Source organism: Thermogemmatispora argillosa (assembly GCF_059696725.1).
Genome location: NZ_AP019377.1, coordinates 2,447,036 through 2,464,583, shown reverse-complemented (window position 1 = coordinate 2,464,583; position 17,548 = coordinate 2,447,036). Strand labels below are relative to the sequence as shown.

Genomic DNA, 17,548 nt, shown 5'->3' with positions numbered 1-17,548 from the left:
CTCCTCACAAGCGGCTGGCGCCAGCCATCGCATAGCTGAAGTTCTCTTCTCGGTGAGCGCCCTGAGCGCGATGCCAGGCCAGGCCTTTGATCCTGGTCTGCCATCCCTCAACGGAGAGCAGATGGCGACCTCCAAGTCACCCGCCCAAACCTGGCGCTCGCCGTCTCTTCACCGTGAGGAACGCCTGCGCTGCTCTTGCTGACGCAGGGCTTCATACAAAACGATACTTCCAGCAACAGCCGCATTGAGCGACTGAACACGCCCGCGCATAGGAATGCTCACCAGCAGATCGCAATGCTCGCGTACCAGGCGGCGCAGGCCCTTAGCCTCACTACCCACCACGAGCGCCAGTGGTCCTGTTAGATCAACCTCAGTATAGCGCTGGCGAGCCGCAGCATCCAGCCCGATGACCCAAATATTCCGCTGCTTCAAAAACTCAATGCAGCGCGTCAGATTGGTCTCGCGAGCAATTAACAGATGCTCAGTAGCGCCGGCGGAAGTCTTGACCACGGCGGGAGTAATCTCCGCGGCGCGGTGCTCTGGAATCACAACCCCATGCACGCCGGCGGCCTCAGCGGTGCGCAGCAAAGAACCCAGATTCGTCACATCCTGCAACGAATCCAGAATCAACAAAAGAGGATCTTCCCGGCGCTCTGCGGCGCAGGCAAGGATCTCATCGAGGCTAACATAGCGTCGCGACTCCACCACCGCGATACAGCCCTGGTGCACAGCGCCACTGCTTAACTGATCGAGGCGCAGGCGAGGCAAAGTCTCGATCGGGATCGAGCGGTGCTGTGCCTCCTCAACAATGGCCCGAAGGGCCGGCGCCTCGCGCAATCCCTCGGCCAGTAACAAGCGCTTCACCCGGCGCGACGAGCGCAACGTTTCCAGCACCGGATTGCGGCCCCAGACATAATCGGGCATAGCGCTCCCCCAAGATCAACGCTAGTAAGAAGATAGGACTGGACTGATCGCCAAAGCATCTCTGACCTGGCTCTGCCCTGCAGAGGTTGGGCATGCAAAGCTGGCCAAGCCTGACCGACCGCCACGCGGAGCGAAGGGAAAGGCAGCCTGTCGGGGGAGAGTAGCAGCCACAGGGGAAAGCAAGGCCGCCCTCTAGCTAACTAGCTAGGATTGAGCATCGTCCTCCTGCTCGACAGACTCCCAAGACGTAGACGCAGGCGGCAGCGACCCCTCTGCCGCTTCGGGCAGAGTGCTGAAGAGACCGGCGACCAGCTCGCGCACTGGGGCAAAGCTCCGGCGATGGTGAGGACTGACGCCATAACGGCGCAGGGCAGCAAGATGAGCCTCTGTTCCGTAGCCTTTATGGCGGTCGAAACCATAGACGGGAAACTCCTCGTGGAGACGCTCCATCAGGCGATCGCGCGTCACCTTTGCGATCACGGAAGCGGCGGCGATTGACAGGCAGCGGGCATCACCCTTGATCAGAGCGCGCTGAGGCAAAGGCAGACCAGGCAGCGTCAGCGCATCCAGCAGCAGGGCTTCGGGCTGAAGCGATAGCTGGGCCAGAGCCTCGCGCATAGCCCAACGCGTGGCCTCCAAAATATTCCGCTCGTCGATCAGCTCCACAGGAGCGATTCCCACGCCCAAGGCAAGCGCCTGCTGCTGAATCACCGCATACATCCGCTCGCGCTGCGCTGGAGTCATCTGTTTCGAATCGCGCAGCCTGGTGCATAACATCAAAGCAGCCGCGTCCTGATCGGACTCGGCTTCAGATGCGGCTATCGTCAAGCGGGCCAGCCGCTCTACAGGGAGAATCACAGCAGCAGCCACCACGGGGCCAGCCAGGCAACCGCGGCCAGCCTCGTCAAGGCCAGCGACAAAGCGATATCCCTGAGCGAGCAGCGCTAGCTCTTCCTCTAAGGTCGGCTCCATGTCCTCTCTGCTGCCTTGAACTTGCCCCTGTGCTTCCTTCTTGCTTGCAACTCTGCCGCTAGGCCAGCGAGAGACTCAGAGGCTACCCGATGAACAGCACTTCTGATCACCTGGCTAGCTCTCCGGCTGACAGCTTGCCATCGCGCTACGGCGGCTCACTCCGCTCCAGGGCTGATCGGCGCCTGAGCCATCAAAAGCGCTGTCTGTAGCGAGGTGCGCAAGCCTAGCGCTTACCGAGCGATGGAGAGAGAACGGACAAAGGAGAAGCGACAAAGCGTCTCGACAAAGCACAAGGGAAGGCTGCCGGCAAAGAAGGATTACTCTTCGCCTCCCTGCTCCTCGGCCAAAGCCTCGCGAGCCGCAGCCGCGGCAGCCTCCCGGGCAGCAATCTCGGCCTTGCGCATGGGACGGACCTCCTTCAGGCGGGCCGACTTGCCAGAGCGCTCGCGGAGATAGTAGAGCTGCTTACGACGGACGCGCGCATGACGCAGCACTTCAATCTTCTCAAGGCGAGGCGAATGGAGCAGAAAGGTGCGCTCAACCCCGATCCCATGTGCAGCGATGCGGCGCACCGTAAACGTTCGATTGACGCCGCCGCCATGTAGACGGATCACTACGCCCTCGAAAGGCTGAACACGCTCATCCTTCCCTTCACCGACACGCACAAGCAGACGAACCGTATCGCCGGACTTAATCTCTGGAACATCCTTTCGCATCTGCGAGCGCTCCACTGCCTCCAGCAGGGCACGCCCGGCGGGCTTTGGAATCTCCTGTTTCTCGGCCATATTCCCAGAAACCTCCACTCCGCTCCGTTACGCTGCCAGGGCAGACAAATGCGGAAGAAATCTCAACCACCATCCTGCGGCGATCACTCAACTATGCCCCTGCTGGCCAGCCCCTGGCTGGTTAGCCGCTGGCTGACGTACAGCAGCGCCTTAGTAAAAGGCTAACCGCAGCGCAATAACGACGGCCCGGCCAGGCTGAGCTGGCGCTGATCCCTCCGGCAGCGTTTGGATAGACGGATTGAGACAACACCACATAGCAGCGATAGATAAGCCGGCTTTAGAAAAGCGGCTCTGGACGCTGCTCTCCATCATCGTAGAGTATTGACAGCACGGACGGGAAGAACAACTCTCCTCGTTGCCTTCAGTCCCGTCGCGTCACCTAGCTAGCAGTCGAGGCCTGCTGAGCGGAGCTAGCGGCTTTAGCGCTATTGAAGAGCTTCATCAAGCGTGACTTGCGGCGCGCAGCATTGTTGGGATGCAGGACACCTTTCTTGACCGCTCTATCCAGCGTACTGATCGCATTGCGCACCGCTGCCTCAGCATCAAGGCCGCTCGCGATCGCCAGGCGAGCCTTCTTAATCGCCGTCTTAACCGACGACTTGACGCTGCGGTTATACAAACGCCGCTTGCGCTCCTGGCGCAGGCGTTTCTCCGCGGACTTCGTATTGGGCATAGAAACTTATCAAACCTCCCCGCTCCTTAGCGATAATCACACGACAGCTGCTTGTTGGCGCCTTTCACTCACACGACGAGGGCCTCGCTGCTCGTCTTAGCAGCTCGCCCGTTATAGCCTTGCTCTCTGCTCTCCTTGAGGAGCGCGCCTCGGCGGTGGGGTCCAGCGCAGGTGCTGCGTCGTTCGTTATAGCCCAACAACGCAGGCACCCCATCTGTCTGAGACATCGGAGATGAAGATCCCTCCCAGCCAGGGCGGTCTGTCTAATCTGGCCTTGCCGCCTGGCCTGTGCTGGCTGGAGGTGACTCTCTCGTGCCTGCTCGCTGTCTACGGATCGTTTGGCTGACTGCTGACTTACTTCGAGCAGGCAAGCAAACAAGATAAGACCGGCATATTAGACGCCGGATTGGGTGAGTGCTCAAGGATTGTAGCATAGCTGGCGCTGGTTGTCAAACGCTTTGTGCGCTTCAGCCTCACCATCGTGCCCCTGGCCTTGTCTGGGGGAACCCAAGGCAGGCAGAGCGTGCCCTCTAGCAGCGGCGAGCAAAACAACAGTGGACGCCGACCGCGCCGGGTCGACGCCCATTGGGCAAGTTCGAACTCGGGACCAGAGCGGAGCGCAGCCAGGCCTGCAAGCTCACTGGCTAAGCAAGGCGGGCGGAGAGCAACCTGCCACTCCGCCCGGCCCACACGGGCTTATGCTTGCTAGCTAAAGCCGCTTAGAGAAGGCTGCTAGTCTCTAACTACAACACGACTACTACTAATAGATAATGAGCGGTGTCCCGTAGGTCGTATGATGATAAAGCCAGCCAGCCTCGTCCTCCTGCATATTGATACAGCCGTGGCTGCCGTTACCGGCAAACTCCTCATCGCCGCCGCTGTCATAATGCGGAAACTGAGTTCCGGGGCCGTAGTCGGCGCGCCACCAGCTATCGTGAATGAAGTAGCCATCGCTGCGATAGGCCATAGCATAGTTAATCTTCGTGTCGGGATACCAGAAGGCTGAGCCTTTCGGCTCGCTTGACTTAAAGATGGTTGGTGACTCCCGATCGAAGATATGGTAGATGCCTGGAGGCGAGGGCCGCATGTACTGACCCGTAGTCACGTAGAAAGCGCGGACAAGCTGCCCATTGTTGTAGAGGCGCAGCACCTGCTCCACTAACGAGACGACCATGACCTCACCCTGCATGAACCCATAGCGCGCCATCAGCTGTAGATCGGTGCTATGCGCTTGATTGTAGGGCGTCTGATCGTTGTAGTCAGCCTCCATTGCCTTTAGCAGGGTCATGCTGCGATTGATGAAATCGATCGCAGCCTGGTAGTCGTCGATGGTCTGGGCGGTCTGAACCATGTAATCGGCGTCCGAGCCGATCCCCTGGTCCATATATTCAAAATCCAGCTCGTAGCCGTGGTACTTGTGGCTGGCGCCCCAGCTTTTGACTTCGTCGTGGAACTGCTGAAGGAGATAGTTGGCCTTGCCGCGATAAACCGTGAGCTGGACAGCCGCAATATCATTATCGATCTGCGAGGAGACCTGCAGGTAATCGCCGATCGTTTGGGCCTGGTCAAGGGCGTGCTGATCGGCGGTAAGGCGCTGCTGGAAGGTGCTCACGTCCTGACCGTACTGTTGCGCCTGAGCGATGTAATCGCTGAACTGCTTTAATTTAGCGGCCCCCACATAGGGGATGGCCTGCGTTGACAGGACAACGGCCTGCGTAAACTGCGCATTGATTGTGCTGATGAGCTGCTGGAAATCTGCCGGCGTCTGCGCCGTGTGGAAGCTCTGCTGATCGGCCTGGCGCAACTGCTGGAGAGCCGTCGTATCCAGGTGCGAAGCCTGAAGCTGTCCGATGAGCTGGTCAAGCGCCTGGAGCTGGTTAGCGGCAGTCCCCATCAGGCGCAAGGCCTGGGTGTCCTGCCGGGCCTGATTGCTGATCTGCTGGTAGTCCCGTGGCAGCTTGGCCTTGGAAAAAGAGGTCTGCAGATTCGTCAGGCGATTCTGGAAAGGCTGCGCTTCGGCAAAGCCTTGGGCTTGGCGCTCGGAGAGCACGCTAGCGTACGCCTGTAAATCTTGCCAGGCCTGATAGTCAAGTTCATCGGTTATCTGGGCTGTCAGGCCTTCTACTTGGGTAGAGAGTTGCTGATAGCGCTGGGTCAGATTCTCATAGTATTGGATCAGGGGCTGATCGCTAAATGGGCTGATCGGGGCCCGGCTGCTGGCTAGCTGGGCCTCTTGCTCCTGAATGGTGCTGAGTAGTTCCTCGGGCACACCCGCGCTGCGCGCCTGGGCAATGAGCGCGTCTAGCCTGCTCTTGGCCTGGTTCGCTGCTTGTTGTTGGGCTGGATTCCCTGTACATGCACTTAATGTAAAAAGAAAAATAAAGAGACTAATTATAAGCGAAATTTGCCAGCAGCGCTGCTGCGCTTGCTTCGCTGAGCGATTCATTCTAGAGCAGCCTCCTGCTTTTTAGAGAGAAGGGAAGAGCGATAGATAGGAATATATAGTTTTCCTTATTAAGGATAACGCTTTCTTGCTGGCAGATCGCTCGCCACCCCAAAAAGTAACAGGGGAGCAAGGGCGAGACCAGGCGAGGTCAGCGCAGAGGTCAGCGCGACGTACCGTTGGTCTGACTGTCTGGCTGGCTTACCACCTTGCCCGTCTCTCCCTGCTCCTTGTTCTCTTCTCAAGCTCCTTCCTGCTTTGTGGCTGAGAACGTCCCTCCTTGCAGGGGGCTGACTGCGACCGCTCAGGCCAGAGCCTGCTCCAGGTCGGCGAGCAGGTCATCGCTGTCTTCGATACCGACAGAGAGGCGCAGCAGTGTATCGGTGATGCCACGTGCTTCGCGGATCTCGCGGGGGATAGAGCCGTGAGTCATACTGGCGGGGTGACAAACAAGGGACTCAATGCCTCCCAGGCTTTCCGCCAGGGTGAAGACCCGAAAGCGGCGCACCAGGCGATCAACGTCGGCGAGCGTTCCTCTGATCTGGAAGGAGACCATACCGCCGGGGCCACGCATCTGGCGCTGAGCCAGCGCATAGTCGGGGTGCTCGCTCAGTCCGGGATAGTAGACACGCTCGACGCGGGGATGCTCTGCCAGGAAGCGGGCCAGGCGCTCAGCGTTGGCCTGATGTTGCTGCATGCGCACCGCCAGAGTTTTCAGTCCCCGCAAGGTCAGCCAGCAATCGAATGGCGAGGGCACACCGCCAGCGGCATTCTGATAAAACTTGATCTGCTGATAAATCTCCTCATGGCTGGTAATGACAGCTCCGCCGATGACATCGCTATGCCCATTAAGATATTTTGTCGTACTATGGACCACGATATCGGCCCCCAGCTTCAACGGCTGCTGTAAATAGGGGGTAGCGAAGGTATTGTCGACCACGAGTAGCAGATGATGGGCATGAGCCACCTCAGCGATGGCTGCAATATCAACCAGGCGCAGCAAAGGGTTAGTCGGGCTTTCCAGCCAGATCAAACGTGTCTCGGGGCGGATACGCTGGGCGTAGGCCTCGGGGGCGCTGCCCAGGGGAACATAGTCGCAGCGAATATCATAGCGACGTAAAATGCGCTCGAAGAGGCGATAGGTGCCTCCGTAGAGGTCGTCGCAAGCGATCAAGTGCTCCCCTGCGCTGAGCAGACTCAGCACAGCGCTCTCAGCAGCCATACCCGAGGCAAAGGCCAGGCCATAGCGGCCCTCTTCCAGGGCTGCCAGGCAGGTTTCCAGGGCCTGCCGTGTCGGATTGCCTGTACGGGAATATTCAAAGCCCTTGTGCCCTCCAAGGCCCTGCTGAGCGTAGGTAGAGGTTTGAAAAATTGGCGGCATAATCGCACCGGTAGAGGGATCAGGCTCCTGGCCGGCGTGAATAGCCCGTGTGGCAAATTTCATGGATGTGCTCCTTGTTCTTGTAGTCTTTTCTTTGTCTGGCCTCAGCATCATGAGGATTGCTCACTCATGGTACCTTCTCCCCTGGCGACTTGACCAGTCCCCCTCGGCAAGCGTGAGTAGAGCAGCTAGCTCGCTGGAAGCAACAGGCAGAGATGGACAGACAGACCGATGGCCTGCGTCAGTCATTCGTTTAGATAGAGAGCCTGGCTAACCGCCCTGGGCGGAGAATGCGACCGGCATCGGCGGTCCGCTGGAACGTGGGGACCTGACGAGACGGCAACATGCCAGCCAGGAGGCGGTTGGTTGACCTCGGTGGCCTTGTCGCGGTACCATACAACAGAGAGCAGAGAGGAAGAGAAGCAGGCTCAGACAGGCTCTGGTGCCTGCGTCCAGAGGGGGCCGAGCAATCTTCTTTCTCTAGCAGTGATCAGCAGGGCTGGCTGAAACTGCGCTTTGTAGAGCGATGCTACGGTCTACTCCCGCAGACGTTGCGCGACATGCTCAGGCAAGGGCAATAGTAAGGAGGTCTCTCTTATGGCGTCCCTATTCTCAACCAGCGCCGGCCTGTCCGAAGGGAGCGCAAGGCAGGCAGCGCAGCGCCGAGAAGGGGCGGGCGTCGTGCTAGTGCACGGTCTGAACGGCAGCCGCTATGATATGCAGGAGCTGGAGATCTATCTAAGAGCGCGTGGCTTGCAGGTTGTCAATCTACTTCTGCCCGGACATGGAGAAGAAGATGCTACACGGCTGGTCGAGGTAGGCTGGAGAGACTGGGTGGAAGCAGTGCGCTCGGAAGTGCAAGCGCTCAAGCGTCGCTGCGCGGCAGTATTTCTGGTAGGCCACTCGCTGGGGGGGGCCTTGGTGCTCTACGTCAGTGCACAAGAGGCCGTGGATGGCGTCGTCGCAATGTGTGCTCCTCTGCACCTCTATTCCTGGACCCTGCCCTTTATTCGTTTGGCCCGTCGGCTGATGCCCCGTATCCGCTGGGCCTGGGAGGATATTCGTGATCCGGCGGCGCGCTACGCCTATAGCCGGCAGCGTTTCAAGCAGAGCTATCAGTGGCGGGTGTTGGTGGCCATTGAGAATCTGCTTGAGTTTCTCCCGCACCTACAGCAGGCTCTGCCGGCGGTGACTGCACCGGCTCTTATCATGGTGGCGCGTCATGATCACGTGGTACCTGCCCGCGATGGCCAGGCTATCTACCGTCAGATCAATTCGCGCGAAAAGTATCTGGTGACCTTCCATCGCTCTTACCACTTGATTACAAAAGACTACGATCGCGAAGAGGTCTTTGAGAAGACAGCCGCCTTTATCGATGAGCAGGCGCGCAAATGCGGGGTGATTCTCCAGGGAGAGAGCCACCAGCGAGCATGGCAGCAGGCCGGCGCACCTTTTGAACCACCGCCCAAGGTGGGGCTACAAACACGCTGTTGGCGCTGGTGCCAGCAGCAGTGGCAACTGACGAGTATGCGCGCGGCCCAGTTTGCTCACTGCTTCACATCCTGGGCTGCTCTCGTGTATACTCAGACGGCGAAGAGATTGAAGCCATGATGCGAGGCGGCAACTAGCATTGGCTCATCAGGTGAGTGATCCACCGCGCGCTCCAACCAACCCCGTTCCCGGGTCTCAGAGCCGCTACCTGCACCTATCAAGAATCAGCGTGTTGGCTATGCTGAGCCTGATCGGCCTGCTCCTGGTCTGTTTCAACGGCCTGCTTATCTATGGTCTCACTCCCCAGGCTCGGCAGGCGGCGGCGCGCTCAGCCACGGCTACTGTGCGCGCTCTTGAAACCCGTGTTGCCTCTCCTATTGTATTAACTCCGACTCCGACGCCTAATCCCTCAGCAACGCCGACGCCGAATCCACCGATTTTCTGGCCCAATAACAATGTATCTAATGCTGTGCTGCAGCTACCAGAAGGACGCTATTTAATCTATGAGCAGCCTTACAATCCGAATTTACCCAGTAATCCCAAGAACAGTCGTAACCCCAATAGTCAGCAAGGTAATCTCTTCCTGGCTCCTTTAGGTGGTCAGCCGGCAGTGCTCAATGCGCCAGGCTACATCTACAATCAGGCGGTGCGGCCCACGCTCACGCCCTCTGGCCAGCTTTTGTACAGTGGCGATGGTCTCTGGCTCCTTGATATCTTTAGTGGTCAGGCCACCCAGATCGCTACCATCGACGCTGACGAGGTCATTACTTCGATGGCCCTCAGCAATGACGGGCGCTGGCTTGCCTGGAGCAGTGAACCCTCCAACGGGCGAGGCACGATTAAGATCTATGCTGGGCCGCTGGCCAGCACCCGGCTTGTCTATCAGCAGTCGACTGCTGACTGTCCCTGTTTTCGGGTTTTTGCCGTGCTCCCAGCGAACAGCAAGCAAGTACTCGCCTATCTTCTGCTCACGGACAGCCGCGGCAGCCATGAAGCTATTCAAAATGGCCTCTGGGTGCTGCCGATTACCGCGGCTACCGGGCAAGAGCAACAGCAGCCGCAGGAGATTCTTGACGAGGACCCCCAGCAGGGTCCGCTGCTCCTTTCGCCTTCCGATCGTTTTCTCCTCTATTCACCCAACGAGGGACAGGTACCCTATCCCACTGATAACAGTGTTCCGGCGGACATCGCTGCGCTCTCCTATGCCAACAGCCTGAGTCTGGCCCCTCTCGCTGGCTCGCCGCCGACGCTGGGTACGGCCCAGGTGGTGCTACCGGCTCAGCGGGCGTTGCGCAGCATTGCCGACTATCACTGGGTGACTACGCCGCTCTTTACGCCAGATGAGCGCGCTCTGGTCTACGTGGAGTTTTCGAGTGACGACCAGCCCCCCTATGGGCGCCATAGTGCCCTCTATACGGTGCAAGTCAGCGATGGGAATGGTCACCTGCGCGTCGCCAAGCCTACTCTCCTGGCTACCTCGACGGCAGCCCTGCTGGAACTAGGTACCTGGCTCAATGGGCACACTGTGACCTTCTATGCCGATGGTAACATCTTTGCCCTCGACCTGAACAGTGGGGCTATCGCGACGCTGGTGCAGGCAGGAACCTATGTGCGAGCCATCGCTGTGATTGGCACGGGCCGCATTTAGGGACCGATGCCGTCGAAGCAGGGTAGGGGCCGCTCTGGCTAGCGCTCAGTAGTAGTCTGGGGTGGCTGATTTCTTCACGCCACAGTCGGCAACAAGAAAAAGGGAGCTGAGCGGGGGGGTAAAGGGCATGGATAGGATCATGTGACTCAGCCGGGTCACAGCGAGATTGCAGGCTCAGCTCCTTATATTCAGTTTACTCGGTCTACCAACAGGCAGCGGGCGCTCTCTTCTCTGGTTGCAGATTGGAGAGCGAAGGGAGGGAGCTGCGGTCGTGAGAAGGAGAGGCACGGCAGGCGCAAGGGGCCTGGGCTGGCTCTGGCGAGCGTCCGGCAGAGGGCAACGATCCCTATCTCCCACCGGCTCGGCCAGGCTGGCCACATGAGCAGAGCTGGTGCCGGCTCTGGCCTGTTTGGCCCGACGATGCGATGAAAGGAAACAGGCCTTTTCTTCCTTACTCCCTACCAGCTCCAGTGGACCACTGATCAGCTTAGCAGGATCATCTCCTCCCTCAGCGACACCGGTCCTGTCGTGGGAGCGACGGCCCTACTCGCTGCCTGTCTGAGAGCCAGAGGCTATTGAGTGCGAGAGCTGCCAGCCTCCTTCCCCACCTTGGGCTAGAGCTGAGGCGCGCCAGGCTCTCTAGCGACTGGGGGAGTGCCCTAACGACAGGGTGAGCAGGGAGAGAGAGCTAGCTAGCACCAGCGCTTAAAGCATGCGCCGCCCCAGCGGACGACCGAGCAAGAAGCCCAGAACGAGACCAGTAATGAGACCGCCGATGTGGTCGGAAATAGCGATGTTGCTGCCGGGAGCAAAGCCCAGGACCAGGTTAAGGCCCAGCCAGAAGAGCCAGTTGATAATCGCGCCCTGTCCCATAGGTCCTAGCGCGCGCCGATTCATAATAAAGAAAGCACCAAGCGCGCCGAAGGTGCCGAAGATCGCTCCCGAGGCGCCCACGCTCAACACTGTGGCGGGCATGAGAAAGTAGGTTGCCAGACCTCCTACGATGCCCGAGGCAAGATAGATGAACAGATAGCGTATCTTGCCATAGAACAGCTCGGTAGCGCTCCCAACCATGAAGAGCGACAGCATGTTGATGAAAAGGTGCAAGATGCTCGCGTGCAGGAACATCGCCGTGAAAATGCGCCAGTACTCACCAATCTGGCTAACCTCTCCTCCCATCTGATAGAGCACATTCACATCGATGAAGAGGCCTTGGCTCAGGAAAATTTCGACCACAAAAACGGCGATGTTGATTAAGATCAGGGTATACGTTACCAGGCGCGGATAGCGGCTTGCGAGGAAGCGCCCGCGTAGGGCCTGGCGTTGAAGCTGGCTGCGCTGTGACCACGGCACCTGCTCCTGTTGGGGCGGCTGGCTTGGGACAGTGGGTACACCGGATGGGGCCGGGGCAGCGCGAGAGCCAAAGCCGAAGTTAGCCTCCAGGGGAGGAAAAGCGTGCTCGAAGCGTCCGCCGTAAGATAAGCGCGCGGCTCGGGACCGAGCCAGACCGGCATCGTAGTACTGGCCCAGGGCCTGCAGAAGATAGGAGCGCAGGGCATGGGCGTAGGCATTAGCCGGGTCCTGAGCGATATACTGATCCACGAGGGCCAAAGCCTGATCATAGCGCTTATCCAACAGGGCCAGCAAGGCTTTCGCCAACAAGCTCTCCGGCCCACCTTCCGGCTGTAGCTCCTCAACTTTCCTACAAGCCAGGTTCACCACGCGGTAATCTCCCAGGCCCAGATTGGCCTCCGCCAGACCCAGGTGTACCTTGGGGTTCGCCGGGTCAATCTGGGCGGCGTGGGCAAAGGCAATAGCAGCCTCTCGTGGTTGGCCTTCTGCGAGGGCCTGTTTGCCCCGTTCCAGATAAGATTGAATCTCGGTCTGTGCTTCCAAATGTGTCTCCTCCACTCAGGCGTAGTGCCTCACTGTACCGTCAAGGCGCCTGCTCTTCGACGACTATAGTCTGCCGCGGCAAGGACTCCTTATCGTTCAGCCACTTCGCTCGGTAAGCCATCTGTTTGCAAAGCAAAGGTCACCAGTTCCTGAGCGTCTGACTGCTGCGCTGGTGTTCTGGGCACCACCTTCTACATGATACCATAGAGACCTTGCCGTCGGGGACTCCTGGGTGAATCCCAAGCAGGGCAAGGGAGCCTACTTTCGCCCTTCCTCGCTTGGGCCTGTGTGATCAAATCGAGGTCCCGCACGTCGCGAAAGCCCCTTGAGCGCCAGAGCACTGACTGACTGACTGACTGGCTGGCTATCTGATTGCCAGCGTGTCTCACGTGTCCATCAACGGCGGTCGATCAGCTCGGAAGCCCGGGCCGCTCAGGCCGCATGGCGGATAGACCTCCGCCAGAAAGCGGAGGATGTTAACAAAAAATACTACGTATGGGCTGGCAAAAGGTGACATCTCCCCTCCTTCCTATTTTTGTCCTTGCGCTTGCGTGTTTGATCTGAGCGAGGTACTCAAAGGCCGCCTCTCATAGCGCGGGCAGCTCGGCCTAGACCGCTTGAGAATGCCGGCGTCAGGCCTACCTCTTTCTCCCGAGATCAGGTGCTCGCGGTGCAAGGTCAGCAGGCAGCAGAGACCGGGGAGAGGCCAGCCAAATCAGGCGATCGGTGTGGCTCTCCTGGCTGCTGATCTATCCTATCTATGCTTTGGCTGGCTCAAGCGCTTTCAGTGGAGCAGGCCGCTGCTATGGATGAAGGTCAGCATTCCATTGAGAATGAACTGAATCGCGAGAGCTGCCAGCAGGATGCCGAGGATGCGCGAGAGGACCAGAATACCGGTCCGTCCGATGTGCTCCATGATCCAGGCGCTGTGGCGCATGACGATCCAGGCCACCAGCAGCGAGGTGGCGATGGCCGCTGCCACAGCGAGTAGCTTAAAAGGGTCAGGCTGGGCCTGATCCACGTAGAGAATGGTCGTGGCAATGGTCCCCGGCCCGGCAATCATGGGAATAGCCAACGGAAAAACGCTAATGTCCTCCCGCGTCATGGCCTCTTCCTCTTCGGCAGCCGTGCGGCGCGTCCCCGGCGCGCGCCCGAAGAGCATCTCTACGGCGACCAGGAAGAGCAAGGCTCCCCCGGCCATATTAAAGGCGTAGAGCGTGATGCCCAGGCGGTCAAGTACAAAGCGCCCTACCAGCGCAAAAAAGGCGATAATGGCGGCACTGATCAGGATCGCACGTGTGATCACCGCTCGACGCTGGGACTCGTTGAGATGAGCCGTGAGAGCGATGAAGACCGGTGCTAACCCGACGGGGTCGATGATAGTAAAAAAGGTTACAAAAGCACGAGTTGTAAAGACCACTGCAACGCCTCCCTCACTCGACTAGCTTGCTGTAGTATACGGGAGAAAAGGCACTCTGGCAATGCTGATCTGGGGGAGTCGCCTTCGCCAGCCGCGCAAGGCGACTGGACTGGGGCCATCGTGCCGTCACTGGGGGGCAGCAGCCAGGTGGGCCGGATGCTTGAGGTTGCGATCCTGGGACCGGGGGCCACTGCGCATGTGGTCGCCATCCTGTTCGAAGCCAATCGAGGCGAGGCGCTGCGAGGGCCTGACATCCTGCTCTGGTATCATCACCTGGTACGCGACGATGAGCAGTCCCAACGGCGAGGGAGCAAAGAACTTGAAGAAGCTCTGAGACATCTGGACGCCGGACGCCATTGACTTGCCTTGCAGCTAGCGAGCGAGCGAATGAGCAAGAGATGCGCAAGGTAAGAAAGAGGGGCACCGCTCCCAAGGGAAAGGGAGCGGGTTGCCGGGGCCTGCTTCTCTGACCGCGGCCAGCTTCGTGCGGAAAGCAGGTCCACCGGCATAGCGGGCGGCAATGCCAGAGAGTGGGCTAATCGCCGCGGCGATAATAGGGACGGCGATGGCGCCAGGCGCTAAAGGTAATCAGATGCCAGAGGAAGACCAGCAAAACGGCCCCGATGAGCGCTCTGAAGATGGGAACGCCGTAGACGGTAGGGTCGCCGGTAATCGTGAAAGGAAACACATGGGTAAAGAGCCAGATGCCGATTAGGCCGGCAATAACCGCTCCAATGATACCGCCGGGGAGGCGCCAGCCGACGATAAACTCAGCCAATAGGCCGGCGATAGCAGCGATCACCAGATAGATGATCGTCCCAACGGTGACCGTCCAATGAAAATCTCCAATGTTGATAGTAAAGAGCGGCGAATCTGAAGTGAGAGCCGCGATGGCTGCAGACGTCACGAAAGCAAACATAGGAAGTTCCCTCCTTCTCTTCGAAGCGGGCCACCTGGCCCGAGCCGACCTCCTCTCGTGCCACCTCATCCATGATCCCTTGCTTTGACAATACACGCATAAGGTGGGCCAGAGCAAGTCAACAATAAAACGCTCAGCATTTTCTCAGCGAACGCTCAGCTTTCTAAGGGATGCGTCTGGTAGGGGGCGAGCTGTCGCCAGAGCGCGACCAGAGGCGTATACACATAATGAGAGCCTTGTCACTGGCTTATCTCTAACGGGGCTGGAGAGAGACGACCGCAAGCAAGATCACACCTGGTCCTGGTGGTCGTTGTTTAAGGCCATGCGTTATAATCAGGTAGTACGGGCTTCTCTAAATCTTTGCCGGGAGGTCTCTTTCTTATGCAAAGCGCAAAGCGCTATTTGCTGGTGATTGGGATCGGGGTGCTGGTGCTGCTCATCGTAGGCTTTATCCTGGCTGCTCTCTTTCATGTTTTGCTGGCAGTGCTCTATATTGCTCTGATCATTCTAGCAGCAACAACGCTGATCGCCATTGCGCTTCTCATCTATGCTATTCTCGTACTGTTACGAGCGATTACAACGGTGCGTAACGAAATGCGTCCGCTGCTCGCCTCGGTTCAGGAGACGGTTGGGGTGGTCAAAGAGACGGCGCGCACGGCTGGTCATACCGTCACCACAGTTGGCAGCGCAGCACAACTGGCGCGCGAATTCGCGCTAGCTCCTGGGATTCGCGCTGTAGCAACTGTGCTGGCGGGGCAGCAGGTACTGCGCATCTTCCTGGGCAAGGGCCGCGCCCGCCGCAGCGAAGAGCGTCGACGCCAGCAGATGCGCGCCATCCGTGCTCATGAACTTGGAGGAAAGTAGCTATGTTCGGGCCTGTTCTGGCTGCTCTCGCTGCCGATCCGCTGGAGACCTGGGGGCAGATTGCGGCAATCGTACTGGCGATCGAGCTATTCGTTTTTATCTTGCTAGCTTTGGGGCTTTCCATTGGTTTGTTTTTTGCCTTTGCCTGGGTGCAAGAGAAAAGCGAACTGATCAAGCGCCTGCGTCCCGCAGTTGACCAGCTCAATCAGGCGCTGGAAAGCAGCGCGACTGAGCGGCCTGCTGAGGGAGCCCTGGAACACCCGCTTGTGCAAGGAGTGGTGAGCGTTCCAGAGCGTGTACGTGCCATAGATCGGCGTGTCGAGCAAGGGAGTGATCGGGTAGCAGAGGCAGTCATCGAGTTTCGTGCACGTACTCTGATGGTCAAGGAAATGGCCAAAGCCTTTTTCTTGCCGGGATTAGTGCGGCGTGAGGCCCGCGAGCGCGAGCAGCTTCGCACAGCCCGGACTGCTGAGATGCCGCGGGAAGCGGCCCCGCAGCCGACGGGTCGAGAGGCCGCTGATAGCCTGCCAGCTACCTCAGAGATTGAGGAGGCTGGCCAGCGTAGCGGCCTGGAAAAGCTTTCCACCAGCGAGGGGATGCCTGTCCGCCAGGCCGTGCAGTCTATGCGCCATGTCACTCCTCGTTGACTACGTGCGTCAATTCACTCGTCTGCAGCGGAATGCCCGCCTCTATCTTATCAGCAACGCTCTTAGCGGCGTTTCGCTTGGTATTCTGCTGCTGCTCTACAATCTCTATCTCGATGCGTTGGGCTACCGCGCTGACTTCATTGGGGCTGTGCAATTCGCGGCTACGGTGGGGGCAGGGCTGGCCATCTTTCCCGCTGGTCTCTGTGTCGACCGTTTAGGGGGCAAGACGGTGCTGATCGTGGCCAGCCTGCTGATTGGGCTACTCGGGGCTGGTCAAATCCTCTTTCGGCAGGCTCTGCCCTTACTGATCACAGCCTTCCTGGCGGGGGTAGTCAGCGCGGCCCTCCTCGTAGTGAACGCCCCCTATCTCACGCAAAACAGCCAGCCGGCAGAGCGCTCTCACCTCTTCAGTCTGAATCTGGTCGTGACCCTCGTCAGCTCAGTAGCCGGGCGGCTACTTGGGGGAGCTTTGCCCGTCTGGTTCCGGCAGCTTCCCTGGCTCATGGGGCCGTTGCCGTTTCCTCTCAGCGTGCTCCTGGCGCCTCAGCCGGAGGCGCGGATCTATCAGCTCGCTCTCATCAGCGCTGGCCTGCTGGCCATCCCGAGTCTTGTCCCTCTCTTTCTCCTTGATCCCGATCCTCGGCCCCAGACAGCGCAGCCTTCCAGAGAAGCCACAACCTCCGCCCTGGCCAATCGTCTCGCACAGTACCTCGGCGACAGCGTCGCAGGCTGGAGACATAGACTGAACTGGGAGTTATGGAGACTGTGGCTGGGCAGCGCCCTGGTTCTGCTCACGCTCGAACAGGGACTTATTGGTTTCGGCGCTGGCCTCTTTATCCCCTACTTCAATCTCTTTTTTGTGCGCCAGCTTGGAGCAAGCTCCTGGCAGTTTGGCCTCATTGACGGGGCTGCCACTGCTCTTACTGCCTGTGCGACCCTCCTCGCGCCCTGGTTGGCGGCGCGCCTGGGCAAAGCGCGGGCGGTTGTAGTAACCCAGGCTCTCAGTCTCCCGCTCATGCTCTTGTTAGGGTTCAGTCGCTCGCTGCTGCTGGCGGCCTTGCTCTATCCTCTACGTCAAGGGGCGATGGACATGACAATGGGGGTACTACAAGCCTTCTCGATGGAAGTTGTACCGGTGCGCTGGCGCGGTCTAGCTAACAGCAGCTACCAGGCTGTCTACTGGATCGCCTACTCTCTCGCGACGCCCCTGGGCGGTATCATCATTGTCCAACGGGGCTACCCCAGCATCTTTGTCCTGGCGGCCATGAGCTATGCTCTGGCGATACTCGTCCTCTGGTGCGGTTTTGGGCGTGGCCGTCGGCGCGAGGAAGCAGCCCAGGCGGCGCAGACAGATCGGGGAGCAGTCAAAGCCCCAGCCCAGCCTCATTGAAGCGAGAAAACTGGACGGCCAAGAAGCGCTCAGCGCCAATCCGATCATGAGTGAGGGATTGAATCGCTAGGCCAGTGGTCATCATGATTTCCGGC

At 59.1% G+C, this 17,548-nt stretch carries 16 protein-coding genes; 6 read left to right on the top strand and 10 right to left on the bottom strand.

Translation table 11 applies throughout. The annotated features are described in order from the left end of the window. Positions 1-168: 168 nt before the first annotated feature. The 7 genes from rlmB to AC6H1L_RS09620 form a co-directional block, all read right to left on the bottom strand. Positions 169-924 (bottom strand): 23S rRNA (guanosine(2251)-2'-O)-methyltransferase RlmB, encoded by a 756-nt coding sequence (rlmB, locus tag AC6H1L_RS09650; protein ID WP_497601281.1) that lies wholly within the window; start codon positions 922-924, stop codon positions 169-171. 204 nt (positions 925-1,128) lie between these two features. Continuing rightward, positions 1,129-1,896 (bottom strand): ribonuclease HII, encoded by a 768-nt coding sequence (gene rnhB, locus AC6H1L_RS09645; protein WP_497601280.1) that lies wholly within the window; start codon positions 1,894-1,896, stop codon positions 1,129-1,131. Positions 1,897-2,213: 317 nt separating this feature from the next. Then, positions 2,214-2,681, bottom strand: a complete 468-nt coding sequence (gene rplS, locus AC6H1L_RS09640; protein WP_497601279.1) for a 50S ribosomal protein L19 — start codon at positions 2,679-2,681, stop codon at positions 2,214-2,216. 379 nt (positions 2,682-3,060) lie between these two features. Beyond that, positions 3,061-3,354: a 30S ribosomal protein S20 gene (gene rpsT / locus AC6H1L_RS09635; protein ID WP_497601278.1), complete on the bottom strand. Its 294-nt coding sequence runs from the start codon at positions 3,352-3,354 to the stop codon at positions 3,061-3,063. A 68-nt stretch (positions 3,355-3,422) separates the two neighbouring features. Beyond that, positions 3,423-3,581 (bottom strand): hypothetical protein, encoded by a 159-nt coding sequence (locus AC6H1L_RS09630; RefSeq protein ID WP_497601277.1) that lies wholly within the window; start codon positions 3,579-3,581, stop codon positions 3,423-3,425. A gap of 533 nt (positions 3,582-4,114) precedes the next feature. Then, positions 4,115-5,800, bottom strand: coding sequence for a L,D-transpeptidase (locus AC6H1L_RS09625; protein ID WP_497601276.1), 1,686 nt, complete (start codon positions 5,798-5,800; stop codon positions 4,115-4,117). A gap of 301 nt (positions 5,801-6,101) precedes the next feature. Beyond that, the gene (locus AC6H1L_RS09620) at positions 6,102-7,241 is read right to left on the bottom strand and encodes a cystathionine gamma-synthase (protein ID WP_497601275.1); all 1,140 of its coding nucleotides are present in this window, start codon (positions 7,239-7,241) and stop codon (positions 6,102-6,104) included. A 534-nt stretch (positions 7,242-7,775) separates the two neighbouring features. Between AC6H1L_RS09620 and AC6H1L_RS09615 the strand changes: the two genes are divergently transcribed. Together AC6H1L_RS09615 and AC6H1L_RS09610 are read left to right on the top strand one after the other, a co-directional pair. Then, positions 7,776-8,789 carry an alpha/beta hydrolase gene (locus tag AC6H1L_RS09615; protein WP_497601274.1) on the top strand — a complete coding sequence of 338 codons (1,014 nt, stop codon included), beginning with the start codon at positions 7,776-7,778 and terminating at the stop codon, positions 8,787-8,789. A gap of 19 nt (positions 8,790-8,808) precedes the next feature. Next, positions 8,809-10,317: a hypothetical protein gene (locus AC6H1L_RS09610; protein WP_497601273.1), complete on the top strand. Its 1,509-nt coding sequence runs from the start codon at positions 8,809-8,811 to the stop codon at positions 10,315-10,317. A gap of 705 nt (positions 10,318-11,022) precedes the next feature. Here the strand turns inward: AC6H1L_RS09610 and AC6H1L_RS09605 are convergent. Then, the gene (locus AC6H1L_RS09605) at positions 11,023-12,213 is read right to left on the bottom strand and encodes a rhomboid family intramembrane serine protease (protein ID WP_497601272.1); all 1,191 of its coding nucleotides are present in this window, start codon (positions 12,211-12,213) and stop codon (positions 11,023-11,025) included. A gap of 784 nt (positions 12,214-12,997) precedes the next feature. Then, positions 12,998-13,633, bottom strand: coding sequence for a MarC family protein (locus AC6H1L_RS09600; RefSeq protein WP_497601271.1), 636 nt, complete (start codon positions 13,631-13,633; stop codon positions 12,998-13,000). A 156-nt stretch (positions 13,634-13,789) separates the two neighbouring features. Here AC6H1L_RS09600 and AC6H1L_RS09595 point away from each other — a divergent pair, with 156 nt between their 5' ends. Continuing rightward, the gene (locus AC6H1L_RS09595; protein ID WP_497601270.1) at positions 13,790-13,993 is read left to right on the top strand and encodes a hypothetical protein; all 204 of its coding nucleotides are present in this window, start codon (positions 13,790-13,792) and stop codon (positions 13,991-13,993) included. A gap of 175 nt (positions 13,994-14,168) precedes the next feature. Here AC6H1L_RS09595 and AC6H1L_RS09590 read toward each other — a convergent pair whose 3' ends face one another. Next, on the bottom strand, positions 14,169-14,552 hold the full coding sequence (locus tag AC6H1L_RS09590) for a GlsB/YeaQ/YmgE family stress response membrane protein (RefSeq protein ID WP_497601269.1): 384 nt from the start codon (positions 14,550-14,552) through the stop codon (positions 14,169-14,171). A 381-nt stretch (positions 14,553-14,933) separates the two neighbouring features. Between AC6H1L_RS09590 and AC6H1L_RS09585 the strand changes: the two genes are divergently transcribed. Genes AC6H1L_RS09585 through AC6H1L_RS09575 form a run of 3 tightly spaced genes read left to right on the top strand, consistent with a single transcriptional unit; the run spans position 14,934 to position 17,453 of the window. Next, on the top strand, positions 14,934-15,416 hold the full coding sequence (locus AC6H1L_RS09585) for a hypothetical protein (protein WP_497601268.1): 483 nt from the start codon (positions 14,934-14,936) through the stop codon (positions 15,414-15,416). 2 nt (positions 15,417-15,418) lie between these two features. Then, complete coding sequence (locus AC6H1L_RS09580) at positions 15,419-16,063, top strand: hypothetical protein (RefSeq protein WP_497601267.1); 645 nt, start codon at positions 15,419-15,421, stop codon at positions 16,061-16,063. Further along, positions 16,047-17,453, top strand: coding sequence for an MFS transporter (locus tag AC6H1L_RS09575; protein ID WP_497601266.1), 1,407 nt, complete (start codon positions 16,047-16,049; stop codon positions 17,451-17,453). Before AC6H1L_RS09580 ends, AC6H1L_RS09575 begins: the two co-directional genes overlap by 17 nt. Positions 17,454-17,548: the final 95 nt, after the last annotated feature.

Excerpts from the sequence above, each read along its gene's own strand:
- rlmB (WP_497601281.1), bottom strand. The coding sequence starts at position 924 with ATGCCCGATTATGTCTGGGGCCGCAATCCGGTGCTGGAAACGTTGCGC.
- rnhB (WP_497601280.1), bottom strand. The coding sequence starts at position 1,896 with ATGGAGCCGACCTTAGAGGAAGAGCTAGCGCTGCTCGCTCAGGGATAT.
- rplS (WP_497601279.1), bottom strand. The coding sequence starts at position 2,681 with ATGGCCGAGAAACAGGAGATTCCAAAGCCCGCCGGGCGTGCCCTGCTG.
- rpsT (WP_497601278.1), bottom strand. The coding sequence starts at position 3,354 with ATGCCCAATACGAAGTCCGCGGAGAAACGCCTGCGCCAGGAGCGCAAG.
- AC6H1L_RS09630 (WP_497601277.1), bottom strand. The coding sequence starts at position 3,581 with ATGTCTCAGACAGATGGGGTGCCTGCGTTGTTGGGCTATAACGAACGA.
- AC6H1L_RS09625 (WP_497601276.1), bottom strand. The coding sequence starts at position 5,800 with ATGAATCGCTCAGCGAAGCAAGCGCAGCAGCGCTGCTGGCAAATTTCG.
- AC6H1L_RS09620 (WP_497601275.1), bottom strand. The coding sequence starts at position 7,241 with ATGAAATTTGCCACACGGGCTATTCACGCCGGCCAGGAGCCTGATCCC.
- AC6H1L_RS09615 (WP_497601274.1), top strand. The coding sequence starts at position 7,776 with ATGGCGTCCCTATTCTCAACCAGCGCCGGCCTGTCCGAAGGGAGCGCA.
- AC6H1L_RS09595 (WP_497601270.1), top strand. The coding sequence starts at position 13,790 with ATGCTTGAGGTTGCGATCCTGGGACCGGGGGCCACTGCGCATGTGGTC.
- AC6H1L_RS09590 (WP_497601269.1), bottom strand. The coding sequence starts at position 14,552 with ATGTTTGCTTTCGTGACGTCTGCAGCCATCGCGGCTCTCACTTCAGAT.
- AC6H1L_RS09585 (WP_497601268.1), top strand. The coding sequence starts at position 14,934 with ATGCAAAGCGCAAAGCGCTATTTGCTGGTGATTGGGATCGGGGTGCTG.
- AC6H1L_RS09580 (WP_497601267.1), top strand. The coding sequence starts at position 15,419 with ATGTTCGGGCCTGTTCTGGCTGCTCTCGCTGCCGATCCGCTGGAGACC.
- AC6H1L_RS09575 (WP_497601266.1), top strand. The coding sequence starts at position 16,047 with ATGTCACTCCTCGTTGACTACGTGCGTCAATTCACTCGTCTGCAGCGG.